The following is a 13,375-nucleotide window of genomic DNA, read 5'->3' as shown; positions in this document are numbered from 1 at the left end:
TCCGACCAAAACCCGATACGCCGCAGGCGTTCTGACCTGAGAGGGAATTCCATGTCCGCGCCCAAGAAAGTTGTGCTCGCCTATTCCGGCGGCCTCGACACCTCGATCATCCTGAAATGGCTGCAGACCGAATACGGCTGCGAAGTTGTCACCTTCACCGCCGATCTCGGCCAGGGTGAAGAGCTGGAGCCCGCCCGCAAGAAGGCGGAAATGCTGGGCATCAAGCCGGAAAACATCTTCATTGAAGATGTGCGCGAGGAATTTGTCCGCGACTTCGTGTTCCCGATGTTCCGCGCCAATGCGGTTTACGAAGGCCTCTACCTGCTGGGCACCTCCATCGCCCGCCCGCTGATCTCCAAACGCTTGGTTGAGATTGCTGAGGCCACCGGCGCCGACGCCGTGGCCCACGGCGCCACCGGTAAGGGCAACGACCAGGTCCGCTTCGAACTGGCCGCCTATGCGCTGAACCCCGACATCAAGGTGATCGCCCCCTGGCGGGAATGGGACCTGACCTCGCGTACCCGCCTGCTGGAGTTCGCCGAAGCGCACCAGATCCCCGTTGCCAAGGACAAGCGCGGCGAGGCGCCCTTCTCGGTCGATGCAAACCTCCTGCACACCTCTTCCGAGGGTAAGGTACTGGAAGACCCGGCACAGGAAGCGCCCGATTACGTCTACCAGCGCACCGTCCACCCCGAGGACGCACCGGACACACCGGAATTCATCGAGATCACCTTCGAAAAAGGTGATCCGGTTGCCATCAACGGCGAAGCCATGTCGCCAGCCACCATCCTGACTGCGCTGAACGAATACGGCCGCAAGCACGGCATCGGCCGCCTTGACCTGGTCGAAGGCCGCTTTGTCGGCATGAAGTCCCGCGGCATCTACGAAACCCCGGGCGGCACCATCATGCTGGAAGCCCACCGCGGCATCGAATCCATCACAATGGACCGCGGTGCAATGCACCTGAAGGACCAGCTGATGCCGCAATACGCGGAGCTTATCTACAACGGCTTCTGGTACAGCCCCGAGCGTGAGATGCTGCAGGCCGCCATCGACGCAAGCCAGAAACATGTCTCCGGCACCGTCCGCGTCAAGCTTTACAAAGGCTCAGCGAACACCGTTGGCCGCTGGTCCGAAAACTCGCTCTACTCCGAGGCACATGTGACCTTTGAGGAAGACGCCGGCGCTTACGATCAGAAGGACGCCGCAGGTTTCATTCAGCTCAACGCCCTGCGTCTCAAACTGCTGGCCGCCCGCGAACGCCGTATCAAGAAGTGAGTGACCACGACGACATGGACGGCGAGTTCGAGGACGACTTCGCGGAAGAGCTGGACATGTTCGTCGAAGCTCAGGACACAGTTTGGGCTGCTGTCCTGAGCGAACTCTCTGCAGGTCAGAAGACGAGCCACTGGATGTGGTTCGTCTTTCCCCAGCTGGCTGAACTTGGCCGGTCACATATGGCGCAGCTTTACGGGATCGAAGATCTGGCCGAAGCCACAGCATATTTGAACCACGAGGTACTGCGAGCCCGACTGGTCGAGGTCAGTCGGCTCATACTTTCTCATCAGGGCAAGGATGCCGCGCAAATCCTTGGCGGCATCGACGCAAAGAAACTGCGCTCCTCGATGACGTTGTTTGCCGCCGTACCTGGCGCGCCGACGGAATTCCAAAAGGTTCTGAGTGCATTCTACGGCGGCCAGCCATGCCCGATGACGAAGGCCGCACTTGCCGCTGCGTAATCTACCAGCCTTTCCCTTAGTCAATCTTGTCCGTTATCATGCCTCTGCCTAACCCTCTTGCAAAATGCAGGAGGACAAGATGGCACTGGACGAAATAGCAGCTGGGATCCGGGATGGCTTGGCCGGGAAAAGTTTCGACGGATCGCTGAAATTCGATTGCGGAACGGACGGTGTAATTGTTCTGTCGAATGGAAGTGCCAGCACCAGCGATTGCGAAACAGACTGCACATTGCGGTTGTCTGCTGAGAACTTGAAAAAACTGCTCACCGGAAACCTCAACCCAATGACCGCAGTCATGATGGGCAAGATCAAGATTTCCGGCGACATGGGCGTCGCCATGAAGCTGAGCAAACTGATCGGCTGATCCGTTTCTCTACGCTCGTGGAACTACTTTGCGTGGACGCATGCGCAGTGAACAAAGCCACTCTGCACTTCAGATTTTGGCGTCCTTTAACTGTTCATAATAGGGCATCGCCGCTCGCAAGACGGGCTGCAACTCCTCCGGCACGTCCGGCAACGGTCCTTCGGGACCCGCAAATCCGGTGGAAGTCCAGACAGCGCCGTACCAATGCGCCGCCCAGACGCCGTCGTCCTTGTGGCCGCCTTTGGGCCAGCTCAGCATCTTCGGTGAATAAGGCATCCCGATCATCTCACACAGCTGCTCCAGCTTGGCCGCCGGATCCTCGCGGATGTCATGGCTGTCCACCACTACCGGCACCTGCCCCCAGCTGCGCACCAGATCAAACAGCTCCGCCTGCTGGCGGAAGCCGATGTCCTCCAGCACCGGGCTCTCCCGTTTCGCTGCATAAGACGCGATCACCCGCGCCGGATGGCGGATCAGAAAGACGTTGGTGACATCCCGCATCCAATCCTGCGGCACGCCCGGGATCATATGCTGGGTCATATGCTTCTGATAAAAAAACGGCTTGGCTGCCGGCACCGGCCCCAGCAGCGCTTGCGCCACGGTCTCGGGATCCTCCGGCTGACTTTCCAGAATATCCGCACGCATCGGGTGATCGAGCCCGGTCATCGCGAGATAGGCGGCGTAAAACGGCTCATCCACTACGGCGCAATCGCCGCGGTTGCCAAAAGCGTACATCATTGCCGTCGAGAGATTCCGGGGACCCGACCACATGGCAATCCGCATCAGGCGCACTCCTTCCCGATCAGCGCTTTGTAGAGACCGCGGATGCGCTCTGTCACCGGACCCATTTGCCCCTCGCCGATCTGACGGCCATCAATGCTGCCCACCGGCGTCTGCGCGCCAAAGGTCCCGGTGAGAAAGGCCTCGTCCGCGCCATATGTGTCCACCAGAGAGTAATTCCTCTCGTAAACCGGGATCCCGTTTTCACGGCAGAGATCGATCACCTTTTGCCGGGTAATCCCATTCATGCAGTAATCGCCGGTGGAGGTCCAAACCTCCCCCTTGCGTACGATGAAGAAGTTGCAGGCGTTGGTGGTATTCACAAAGCCATTCATGTCCAGCATCAGCGCCTCATCTGCGCCGGCCTTCTCCGCCGCGATGCAGGCAAGGATGCAGTTCAGCTTGGAATGAGAGTTGAGCTTGGGATCCTGCGTCATCGGCAGTCCGCGAATATGCGGCACTGTCGCCAGCTTGATGGGGCGCGGCAGATTGGGGCGGGAATGCTCCATGATAATGGTTATCGTCGGCCCCTGGCGCGACAGCGAAGGATGCTGGAACGGCCGGGTTTTCACACCGCGCGTCACCATCAGCCGGGCATGGGCATCGGTCGTCATCCCATTGGCATTTTGCGTCTCAAACAAAGCATTTTTTACACCGTTTCGGTCCAGGCCAATGTCCAGATCTATTGCCTTGGCAGCCTCAAACAGCCGGTCGAGATGCTCATCCATGAACGCCCAGGTGCCATTGTACAATCGCAGCCCCTCCCACACGCCGTCGCCCAGCATGAACCCGCTGTCATACACACTAACCTTGGCCTCGGTCTTGGGTACAATTTCACCATTCAGATAGATCAGGATCTCTTCGTTGCGCTGATCTTCCTCAGCCTGATGGGTGCTCATTTTATCGCTCATGGGATCCTCCTTGGCCGGCACGTTAGTAAGATTGGATCCGGAATCCAAACGATAACGTGCTGTCACCAGTCCGTGAAATCCTGACTTGCCGGGTTGAGAGAACCCTCTGCAGCCGGCAGGCTGTCAGCAAGGCAGCATGGAGTCGGAAATGCGAGTTCTGGAGAAACTGAAACCTTTTGTACTTACCAGTCTAATTGCCATCGGCCTTGTCGCGCACAGCAACCCGGCGCGCGCTCAGGCAACAGAAGTTCTGACCGTCGCCGGTGGCTGTTTCTGGTGCGTCGAAAGCGATTTCGAAAGTGTGCCCGGCGTCATCGAAGCCGTGTCTGGATACACCGGCGGCAAGACGCAGAACCCCACTTATATGGACGTTACCCGTGGTGGGACGGGTCATTATGAGGCCGTACAAATAGCATTCGACCCCGCCAAAGTCTCTCGCAAGCGGCTGCTGGAATTGTTTTTCCGATCTGTTGATCCGACAGACGCAGGTGGCCAATTCTGTGACCGCGGGGACAGTTACCGCACCGCAATCTTTGTCTCCAACTCGGAAGAAAAAGCACTGGCGAAAGAGGTAAAGGCCGAAGCACAGCACGCCTTGGGGCAGAACATCGTTACCCCGGTTCTGGAAACCCGAACGTTCTATAAGGCGGAAGACTACCACCAAGACTATTACAAGGGTCAAAGCCTGGTGTTTACGCGGTTCGGCCCCAAACGGCAGGCAGAAGCTTACAAGCGTTACCGCCAAGCCTGCGGGCGGGACGCCAGGGTCGCGAAGCTTTGGGGCAGCGCGGCCCCGTTTGCCAAGGGCCACTGAGTCTAAGCCGTCCTGAATTAGAACGCGGCGGCTTGAACTTCGTCCAAAGTTGGAATGACATCAGCCGTGCCCCGGCGCGTAACCATAAGCGCCCCGGCGCAGCTGGCCTGTTCCATTGCTTCCGCAATGTTAAGACCCAAGTCCAAGCCTGACAGGACAAAGCCTGTGAACGTATCGCCTGCACCGGTTGTATCTACTGGCTTGACCGGCAAGGCAGGAACATCACGGACTGTGCCTGTAACCCCGTCAATGTGCCGCGCGCCCCTGGAACCCAAGGTAATGATCACGTCCTTAATGCCCAACTCCCCGGGCTCCTTTCCCGTGGCCTGCTGAAGCTGTTGGGCCTCGACCTCATTCAGGATCAGAAAGTCCAAATAGGGCAGAACCGCCTGTACGGCATCTGCATCAAACGGGGCAGCGGCGTAACAAACGCGCATGCCCTTTTGCCGGCCCTGCTGCGCAGCCTCTGCCTGCATGCTTGTTTCGTTCTGCAAGACCAGGATGTCTCCGGAATCAGCTTGGGACAGAGCCTCAGCCACCTGCTCTTGGCTCAAAGCCCGATTGGCGCCAGGGAACAGGATGATCTGGTTCTCCCCTTCCGGTTCCACCGCGATAATCGCATGTCCGGTTGGCACCTCAACCTGTGCGATGTGGTCCGTCCCGACACCATACGCGCTCAGACGGTCAATTGCCCATGCACCATCTGGCCCTACGGCGCCGATATGATGCACTCCGCTGCCTGCGCGGGTCGCAGCCACCGACATGTTTGCGCCCTTGCCGCCAAGAAAGCGGTCAAGACTCAGAGCGGCCAGGGTTTCCCCCGCCGCCGGCAGATGCGGCATAGCGTAGACCATGTCCGCATTGATCGAGCCGAGATTCCAGATTGCCATATCAGATCACCCGATGTTGCATGCCGCCAGCACCGCCATATTCAGAATGTCATTGGTGGTAGAAGTGGTCGAGCAGATCTGGATTGGCTTGTCGATGCCGGACAGGATCGGACCGATCACCGTGGCGCCGCCCATTTCCTGCATCAGTTTTACTGAAATGGAAGCAGAGTGGCGGGCCGGCACGATCAGGATGTTGGCCGGGCCGGTCAGACGCTGGAACGGGTAGTACCGCTGCGCACGCTCATTCAAGGCAACATCGACGGTCATCTCGCCTTCATACTCAAAATCCACACCGCGCTTATCCAGAACGGTTGGCGCGACGTGCATCTTTTCAGCACGCTCCGATACCGGATAACCGAAAGTTGAGAAGCTGACAAAGGCCACTCGCGGCTCAAGCCCCATGTGGCGGGCAACCACGGCGGCGCGCTCTGCGATGTTCGCCAGGTGGTTTTCATCCGGCCATTCGTGCACCAGCGTGTCACCAATCAGCACGATCCGGCCCTTGTGCAGCAGTGCAGTCACACCTGCCACACCGTGGTCGGCATCGGCGTCAAACACATGGTTGATCCGGTCCAGCACATGCGCCGACTTCCGGGTTGCACCGGTGACCAGACCATCGCCATGACCATGCGCCAGCATCAAGCTGGAGAACACATGCCTGTCACGGCCTACCAGGCGGTGGATGTCCTTTCGGTCAAAACCTTTGCGCTGCAGGCGGTTGTACAGAAAATCCTTATACATCTCGAAATGCGGCGTGTTGGCTGCGTTAACAATTTCCAGCTCGCGCACCGCATCTCCAAGGCCGGCTTTCTCCAGCTTGACCCGCACGTCTTCCTGACGGCCAACAACCAGCGATTTGCCAAAGCCGGAGCGCTGGTACATCACTGCGGCACGCAGCGCTCTGGGATCGTCACCCTCGGCAAAGATCATCCGTGACTGGGCGGAGCGCGCCCGGGCGTTCAGGCCGCGCAGGATCGACGCCGTCGGATCCATCCGGGATTTCAAGCCAACCTCATAGGCATCCATGTCCACTATGGGGCGCCGCGCCGCACCGGTATCCATACCCGCCTTGGCCACGGCCGGCGGGATCCGGTGGATCAAACGCGGATCAAACGGGGTCGGAATGATGTAATCACGGCCAAAGGTCAGCGACTTGCCATAGGCCAGCGCCACCTCATCCGGCACATCCTCGCGCGCCAGCGCCGCCAGTGCATGGGCGCAGGCAATCTTCATCTCGTCATTGATGGCCCGGGCATGAATGTCCAGCGCACCCCGGAACAGATAGGGAAAGCCCAACACGTTGTTGACCTGGTTCGGGTAATCCGACCGGCCAGTGGCAACAATGGCATCCACCCGCACTTCGTGCGCCTCTTCCGGAGTGATTTCCGGATCAGGGTTGGCCATGGCAAAGATCACCGGATTATCGGCCATGGAGGCGACCATATCCTGGGTCACCGCACCTTTGACCGAAACGCCCAGGAACACATCGGCACCGCGCATCGCTTCCTCCAGGGTACGCAGATCGGTGCTGATTGCATGCGCCGATTTCCACTGGTTCATCCCCTCGGTGCGGCCCTGGTAGATTACGCCCTTGGTGTCGCAGACGATACAGTTCTCATGCCGTGCGCCCATCGCCTTCAGCAGTTCGATACAGGCGATACCTGCCGCGCCGGCACCATTGAGGACAATCTTCACGTCCTCGATTTTCTTGCCAGACAAATGCAGCGCGTTGATCAGACCCGCGGCACAGATTACCGCCGTACCGTGCTGGTCATCGTGGAACACCGGAATGTCCATCTCTTCCTTGAGCTTCTGCTCAATGATGAAACACTCGGGCGCCTTGATATCTTCCAGGTTGATGCCGCCAAAGGTCGGCCCCATCAGCTTGACCGCTTCTATGAACTTGTCCGGGTCTTCTGTGTCCAGCTCGATGTCGATCGAATTGACGTCAGCGAACCGTTTGAACAGAACGGACTTGCCTTCCATGACCGGCTTGGAGCCAAGCGCGCCGAGGTTGCCCAGCCCCAGAACAGCCGTCCCGTTGGAGATCACCGCAACAAGGTTGCCCTTGTTGGTATAGTCATAAGCGGTTTCGGGATTTTCCGCGATTGCCTCACAAGGCACTGCAACACCCGGAGAATACGCCAGCGACAGATCCCGCTGTGTGGTCATCGGGACGGTCGCATTGATCTCCCATTTGCCCGGAGACGGCTCCAGGTGGAACGCCAGGGCTTCTTCATCGGTGATCTTGTTCTTGGGCATTTAATCTCGTGTCCTCTCCTCGTCGCGGACCGTCTTAGCCCAGCCCACGACGCCCCTCAATCCGCGGTTTCAAGAATCTGTATCGCCAGATTTTAGAAAAAAACGGCTAAAAGACGATAGATTCCGTCAGGTTTTCGCCTCAAAGCAGACCGCGGAATGCTGTATTTTCTTAATAGTTATTAATGCGCACCTGTCTTTCAGGTGGCGCTGAGGCCGGGAAATCAGGGGCCTGCAAGCAATGGTCAGAATGGCAACTGTCCGCCCGGTAAGGGCATAGGATCAAAGGAAAAGTGAGGAATGATAAGCTTCCACAACAATTCCGGTGCAATGGTGGCCTTGCAGACATTGGGCGGAGTCAATTCTCAGCTCAGCCAAACGCAAGACAGCATTTCCACCGGTCAGAACATTAATACCGCACAAGACAATGCGGCCCTCTGGGCGATTTCCGAACTGATGAATTCGGATATTTCCGGTTTGCGCTCGGTGTCGGACTCATTGTCGCTGGGCGAGGCCACCGTGGCGGTTGCCTCCGCTGGAGCAGAGCAGATCACCGAAACCCTGACTGAAATGCGGTCACTTGCAATCATGGCCAGCAGCGGCATGGGTGACTTCAGTAAATATGAAGCTGCCATGGCAAAGAAGACCGAGCAGATCAATTCGATCATCTCGTCTTCCGGCTTTAACGGGGTCAACTTGCTGAAGACCGATGTCGACGGTGCCGGCGGCACCGGGCTGACAGTGCCGTCTGCGATTTCCAGCGACGGCAGCCTCAGCACCCTCAGCGTTGACGGTGTGGACTTTGAAAGCAGCCCGCAATTCGATCTCGGCAACCGGACCGCGATCACCGACGGTGCCAGCGCCTTGACCGCCTTGGGCGAAATCGAGGGCTTTCTGGCCTACGCAATCGAAGGATCGGCCGCCCTGGGCTCCAGCGCCAATCAGCTTGCCGGCCAAGGGGACTATGTCAGCAGGCAGTCGGATGCGCTCACACGGGGTGTCAGCTCGATGATCGACACCAGCATGGAGGAAGCTGCGACAAAGCTGTTGGCCCTGCAGGCACAACAGCAGCTGAGCACCCTGTCGCTCTCCATCGTCAACACGATGCCTGACACGCTGCGCAACCTCTACTGACAGCAGGCTGCCGCCGGCTCTCTGGCGGCAGCCATATCCGGGTTTTCCTCGCTCCGCCCCCATTGTAGATGTCTTGCAAAGACGACCCCGGGGGACCTCCAATGACCGTAACGCCCATGATGGCGCAGTATCTTGAGATCAAAGAAGCGCACGCCGATGCGCTGCTGTTTTACCGGATGGGCGATTTCTACGAGATGTTCTTTGAGGACGCCGTCAACGCGGCTGAGGCGCTGGATATCGCACTGACCAAACGCGGCAAGCACAACGGCGAGGACATTCCGATGTGCGGCGTGCCGGTTCATGCCGCCGAAGGCTATTTGCTGACGCTGATCCGCAAGGGTTTCCGCGTCGCGGTCGGGGAACAGCTGGAAAGCCCGGCAGAAGCCAAGAAACGCGGATCGAAATCGGTTGTGAAGCGCGACGTGGTGCGGCTGGTGACCCCAGGGACTCTGACTGAGGATTCCCTGCTGGAGGCGCGCCGCCACAACTTCCTGGTTTCCTATTCTGAGCTGCGGGATGACGCAGCACTGGCTTGGGCCGATATCTCAACCGGTGCGTTCCACGTGATGCCCGTAGCGCGGGTACGACTATCACCGGAGCTGGCCCGCCTGGCACCTTCCGAACTGATTGTTGCCGACGGACCTGCCTATGACGCAGCCCGTCCGTTAGCCGATGAATACAAGATCCCGCTGACCCCGTTGGGCAAGGCAAGCTTTGACAGCACTGCTGCTGAAAAACGTATCTGCACCCTGTTCAACGTCAGCGCACTGGATGGTTTCGGTACTTTCACCCGCGCAGAAGTCTCCGCCATGGGTGCACTGATCGACTATCTGGAGATAACTCAAAAGGGCAAACTGCCACTGCTGCAGCCACCGCAGCAAGAATCGCAGGACCGGGTGGTGCAAATCGATGCCGCCACCCGCCGAAATCTGGAGCTGACGCGTTCGTTGTCCGGCGGCCGTGCAGGCTCCTTGCTAGCGGTCGTGGACCGGACCGTAACTCCTGGCGGCGCCCGCCTTCTGGAACAGCGTCTGTCCAGCCCGTCGCGCAATCTGGAAACCATCCACCAGCGGCTAGCCGCCCTGGATTTTGCCGTCAAAAACACTCGAACCGCTGAGGACCTGCGCACGGCACTGCGCAAGACGCCGGACCTCGACCGCGCCCTTTCGCGCCTCGCGCTAGATCGCGGTGGCCCCCGCGATCTGGCCGCCGTCCGCAACGGTCTGTCTCAGGCAGAGGTGATCGCCAGCCTCTGCGAAGGTCAGGATCTGCCAGAACTGATGTCTGGCGCATTGTCAGATCTTCTGGGCTTTGATGATCTGCTATCTCTGCTGGACGCCGCGCTTGTGGCAGAACCGCCGCTGATGGCCCGCGATGGCGGCTTCATTGCAACTGGCTATGATCCCGAATTGGACGAAGCCCGCACACTGCGCGACGAAGGCCGTTCTGTCATTGCTTCAATGCAGAAAGGGTATGCTGAACACACTGGCGTCGCCTCCCTGAAGATCAAACACAATAATGTGTTGGGTTACTTCATCGAAACCACCGCGACGCACGCGGATAAGATGATGTCACCGCCGCTGAACGAGACCTACATCCACCGTCAGACCACTGCTAATCAGGTGCGGTTCACCACTGTAGAGCTGAGCGAGATTGAAACCCGCATTCTGAACGCAGGAAACCTCGCGCTGGAGATTGAAAAAAGGCTCTATGCAAGGCTTTCTGGCGCAATTCTGGACAATGCCGCACGTCTCAACACTGCTGCCCGGGGACTGGCAGGGCTGGACCTGGTGACTGGCCTAGCCGATTTGGCCCGCGGCGAAAATTGGACCCGGCCCAAGGTCGACAGCAGCCGTGCGTTCCATGTCGAAGGCGGCCGCCACCCGGTCGTGGAACAGGCCCTGCGCCAGCAAGGCGGAGAAGCTTTCGTCGCCAACGACTGCGATCTGACCGCGCAGGACGGCGCTGCAGTCTGGCTGCTGACCGGCCCCAACATGGCCGGTAAATCGACTTTTCTGCGCCAGAATGCATTGATTGCTTTGCTCGCTCAGATGGGCAGCTATGTCCCGGCTGAAGCAGCGCATATCGGCCTTGTCAGCCAGCTGTTCAGCCGCGTCGGCGCCTCAGACGATCTGGCCCGGGGCCGCTCGACCTTCATGGTGGAAATGGTCGAAACCGCCGCCATCCTGAACCAGGCGGATGACCGCGCGTTGGTGATCCTCGACGAGATTGGCCGCGGCACCGCTACCTACGACGGGCTCTCGATCGCCTGGGCAACGCTGGAGCATCTACACGAGGTGAACCGCTCCCGCGCGCTGTTTGCCACCCACTACCACGAACTGACCCAGCTTGCCGCCAAGCTGGAGGGAGTCGACAACGCCACCGTGGCGGTCAAAGAATGGGAAGGTGAGGTCATCTTCCTGCACGAGGTCCGCAAGGGGGCCGCCGATCGCTCCTATGGTGTCCAGGTGGCTCAGCTTGCCGGTCTGCCTGCCTCGGTTGTTGCACGTGCGCGCGACGTGCTCGACATGCTGGAACAGGGCAGCCGCGAAGGCGGTTCCAAGATCCAGATCGACGACCTGCCTCTCTTCGCAGCAGCACCGCCGCCGCAGCCCAAAGCGCCGACGGGCCCTTCTCCGACCGAAGAACTCCTTGCCGGCATCCATCCCGACGACCTCTCCCCGCGGGAAGCGCTGGAGATGCTCTACAAGCTCAAAGAAGCGGCAGGCTAGAAAAAAGGCAGGCCCAAACCGGACCTGCCTTTTCATCTTTCAGAAAATACTCCCGCCGGAGCACAAGCCCGGCAGGGTCTTTCCAAATCAGCTGGACGGCGTCGAGGACACGCCCACCTGCGCCGCGCGCAACAGGCGGTCATGCAGCATGAAGCCTTCCGCAGAAACCTGGATGATGTCGCCCGCCTTGGTGCCCGGCACCGGCGCCTCGAACATCGCCTCGTGCACCTGCGGATCAAACTTGTCGCCCACCTCGGGAGATACAATCCGGATGCCGTGCTTTTCAAACACGCCCAGCAGCGAGCGCATGGTCAGTTCGACACCTTCAATCAGCGCAGCCGAGACCTCACGCTGCTCGTCGGTGGCCGCTTCAATCGCGCGCTTCATGTTGTCATAGACCGGCAGCATGTCGCGGGCCAGTTTCGAGCCGCCATAGTTTTCTGCCTCGCGGCGTGCCTTATCGCCGCGCTTGCGGGCATTCTCAGCATCCGCCAGCGCCCGCATGAAGCGGTCCTTCAGCTCATCCCGTTCTGCCCGGAGCGCATCGATTTCAAGCGAGGCATCATCAAATTCCTCGGTCTGCGCTGCCAACTCTTCAGCCTCGGCGGCGGCGATGTCATCCAGAAAGTCTTCGTCCTTGAGCTCTGCCATGTTTCACCTCTAACTCCGGTCGGACAACAGTTTGCCGACCAGCTGTGCCGTGTAATCTACGATCGGCACAATCCGTCCGTAATTCAGGCGCGTCGGGCCAATCACCCCGACCGCACCGATGATCTTTCGATCCGCGTTCATATAGGGAGACACCACCAAAGAGGAACCCGAAAGTGAGAAAAGTTTGTTCTCCGACCCGATAAAAATGCGCACACCCTCGCCGTCCTCGGTCAGTTCCAGAAATTCGGCGATGTCCCGCTTGCGTTCCAGATCGTCAAACAGTGTGCGAATCCGCTCCAGTTCCTCGGCTGCGCCGGACTCCGCCAAAAGATTCGCGCGGCCCCGCACAATCAATCGCGCCTGTTCGCTGCCTTCCTCTTCCCAGACAGCCAGCCCGCTTTCAATCATTGCATGTGCAAGACTATCAATTTCCTGACGCCGGGCTGATATCTCCTTCTGGATCTGCCGCTGAACCTCGCTCAGCGTCTTTCCTTCGATCAGTGCATTCAGGAAGTTTGCCGCTTCGCGCATTGAACTGGGCGTCTGGCCTGGCGGTGGTGTAAACAGGCGGTTCTCCACATGACCATCAGAAAAAACCAAAACCACCAGCGCCCGGTCATGCGCCAAAGAGACGAACTCAATGTGCCGGATCTCCGCCTCGTGCTTGGGCGTCAGCACAAGAGAGGCGCCTTGCGTCACGCCGGACAGCGCAGCACCAACACGGTCGAGCATCCCGCCAACGTCACCTGCATTCCGGCCCAGTGTCGCATCAATCTTCTCGCGGTCCTTGACGTTGAGATCGCCAACTTCCAAAAGGCCATCAACAAACATCCTCAGGCCCATCTGCGTGGGTACCCTGCCCGCGCTGACGTGCGGGCTGTCCAGAAGCCCAAGATATTCGAGGTCCTGCATCACATTGCGTACGGTGGCTGCGCTGACCTTTTCGCTCAACGAGCGGGTCAGCGTTCTGCTGCCAACCGGATCGCCGCTCTCCAGATAGCTTTCCACCACCGCCCGGAACACATCCCGGGAGCGGTCATTCAGGTCCTTCAGAATGTTGTTCGGATCGCTCATCAGCCTGCCAGCACTTCTTCCGGTCTA

Annotated in this window: 12 protein-coding genes; 6 read left to right on the top strand and 6 right to left on the bottom strand. The window is 59.2% G+C overall.

Annotated elements, in window-relative coordinates; genetic code table 11:
• Window positions 1-51: 51 nt before the first annotated feature.
• The 3 genes from RA26_RS14370 to RA26_RS14360 all read left to right on the top strand — a co-directional run bounded on the left by RA26_RS14370 (window position 52) and on the right by RA26_RS14360 (window position 2,103).
• On the top strand, window positions 52-1,278 hold the full coding sequence (locus tag RA26_RS14370; RefSeq protein WP_039184540.1) for an argininosuccinate synthase: 1,227 nt from the start codon (window positions 52-54) through the stop codon (window positions 1,276-1,278).
• Window positions 1,275-1,739, top strand: a complete 465-nt coding sequence (locus tag RA26_RS14365; protein WP_039184539.1) for a DUF1810 domain-containing protein — start codon at window positions 1,275-1,277, stop codon at window positions 1,737-1,739. The genes RA26_RS14370 and RA26_RS14365 overlap by 4 nt, the downstream gene beginning before the upstream one ends.
• 79 nt (window positions 1,740-1,818) lie before the next feature.
• Window positions 1,819-2,103, top strand: a complete 285-nt coding sequence (locus RA26_RS14360; RefSeq protein WP_039184663.1) for an SCP2 sterol-binding domain-containing protein — start codon at window positions 1,819-1,821, stop codon at window positions 2,101-2,103.
• A 69-nt stretch (window positions 2,104-2,172) separates the two neighbouring features.
• Here RA26_RS14360 and RA26_RS14355 read toward each other — a convergent pair whose 3' ends face one another.
• On the bottom strand, window positions 2,173-2,886 hold the full coding sequence (locus RA26_RS14355) for a sulfotransferase-like domain-containing protein (protein ID WP_039184537.1): 714 nt from the start codon (window positions 2,884-2,886) through the stop codon (window positions 2,173-2,175).
• Entirely contained in the window at window positions 2,886-3,794 is a 909-nt protein-coding gene (locus RA26_RS14350) for a D-amino acid aminotransferase (RefSeq protein WP_039184536.1), read from the bottom strand. The genes RA26_RS14355 and RA26_RS14350 overlap by 1 nt, the downstream gene beginning before the upstream one ends.
• Window positions 3,795-3,942: 148 nt before the next feature.
• Here RA26_RS14350 and msrA point away from each other — a divergent pair, with 148 nt between their 5' ends.
• Complete coding sequence (msrA, locus tag RA26_RS14345) at window positions 3,943-4,608, top strand: peptide-methionine (S)-S-oxide reductase MsrA (protein WP_039184661.1); 666 nt, start codon at window positions 3,943-3,945, stop codon at window positions 4,606-4,608.
• A gap of 17 nt (window positions 4,609-4,625) precedes the next feature.
• On the opposite strand, the gene RA26_RS14340 is transcribed toward msrA, so the two are convergent.
• Together RA26_RS14340 and RA26_RS14335 are read right to left on the bottom strand one after the other, a co-directional pair.
• On the bottom strand, window positions 4,626-5,498 hold the full coding sequence (locus tag RA26_RS14340) for a ribokinase (RefSeq protein WP_039184535.1): 873 nt from the start codon (window positions 5,496-5,498) through the stop codon (window positions 4,626-4,628).
• Between the two features lie 6 nt (window positions 5,499-5,504).
• Window positions 5,505-7,760: an NADP-dependent malic enzyme gene (locus RA26_RS14335; protein ID WP_039184534.1), complete on the bottom strand. Its 2,256-nt coding sequence runs from the start codon at window positions 7,758-7,760 to the stop codon at window positions 5,505-5,507.
• A 297-nt stretch (window positions 7,761-8,057) separates the two neighbouring features.
• Between RA26_RS14335 and RA26_RS14330 the strand changes: the two genes are divergently transcribed.
• The gene (locus RA26_RS14330) at window positions 8,058-8,891 is read left to right on the top strand and encodes a flagellin (protein ID WP_039184533.1); all 834 of its coding nucleotides are present in this window, start codon (window positions 8,058-8,060) and stop codon (window positions 8,889-8,891) included.
• A gap of 101 nt (window positions 8,892-8,992) precedes the next feature.
• Window positions 8,993-11,623, top strand: a complete 2,631-nt coding sequence (gene mutS / locus RA26_RS14325) for a DNA mismatch repair protein MutS (RefSeq protein ID WP_039184531.1) — start codon at window positions 8,993-8,995, stop codon at window positions 11,621-11,623.
• Between the two features lie 87 nt (window positions 11,624-11,710).
• On the opposite strand, the gene RA26_RS14320 is transcribed toward mutS, so the two are convergent.
• Both RA26_RS14320 and hrcA read right to left on the bottom strand, forming a co-directional pair.
• Window positions 11,711-12,274: a nucleotide exchange factor GrpE gene (locus RA26_RS14320; RefSeq protein WP_039184530.1), complete on the bottom strand. Its 564-nt coding sequence runs from the start codon at window positions 12,272-12,274 to the stop codon at window positions 11,711-11,713.
• A 9-nt stretch (window positions 12,275-12,283) separates the two neighbouring features.
• Window positions 12,284-13,348, bottom strand: coding sequence for a heat-inducible transcriptional repressor HrcA (gene hrcA / locus RA26_RS14315; protein ID WP_039184529.1), 1,065 nt, complete (start codon window positions 13,346-13,348; stop codon window positions 12,284-12,286).
• Window positions 13,349-13,375 lie beyond the last annotated feature (27 nt).

The organism is Leisingera sp. ANG-M7 (genome assembly GCF_000813965.1).
In the GTDB taxonomy this organism is placed as follows: domain Bacteria; phylum Pseudomonadota; class Alphaproteobacteria; order Rhodobacterales; family Rhodobacteraceae; genus Leisingera.
The sequence above is the reverse complement of the archived record's forward strand: the minus strand, read 5'-3'. Positions and strand labels throughout refer to the sequence as shown.

Bases quoted from the DNA above. Each gene is read 5' to 3' on its own strand.
- RA26_RS14370 (WP_039184540.1), top strand. From the start codon at position 52: ATGTCCGCGCCCAAGAAAGTTGTGCTCGCCTATTCCGGCGGCCTCGAC.
- RA26_RS14360 (WP_039184663.1), top strand. From the start codon at position 1,819: ATGGCACTGGACGAAATAGCAGCTGGGATCCGGGATGGCTTGGCCGGG.
- RA26_RS14355 (WP_039184537.1), bottom strand. From the start codon at position 2,886: ATGCGGATTGCCATGTGGTCGGGTCCCCGGAATCTCTCGACGGCAATG.
- RA26_RS14350 (WP_039184536.1), bottom strand. From the start codon at position 3,794: ATGAGCGATAAAATGAGCACCCATCAGGCTGAGGAAGATCAGCGCAAC.
- msrA (WP_039184661.1), top strand. From the start codon at position 3,943: ATGCGAGTTCTGGAGAAACTGAAACCTTTTGTACTTACCAGTCTAATT.
- RA26_RS14340 (WP_039184535.1), bottom strand. From the start codon at position 5,498: ATGGCAATCTGGAATCTCGGCTCGATCAATGCGGACATGGTCTACGCT.
- RA26_RS14335 (WP_039184534.1), bottom strand. From the start codon at position 7,760: ATGCCCAAGAACAAGATCACCGATGAAGAAGCCCTGGCGTTCCACCTG.
- RA26_RS14330 (WP_039184533.1), top strand. From the start codon at position 8,058: ATGATAAGCTTCCACAACAATTCCGGTGCAATGGTGGCCTTGCAGACA.
- mutS (WP_039184531.1), top strand. From the start codon at position 8,993: ATGACCGTAACGCCCATGATGGCGCAGTATCTTGAGATCAAAGAAGCG.
- RA26_RS14320 (WP_039184530.1), bottom strand. From the start codon at position 12,274: ATGGCAGAGCTCAAGGACGAAGACTTTCTGGATGACATCGCCGCCGCC.
- hrcA (WP_039184529.1), bottom strand. From the start codon at position 13,348: ATGAGCGATCCGAACAACATTCTGAAGGACCTGAATGACCGCTCCCGG.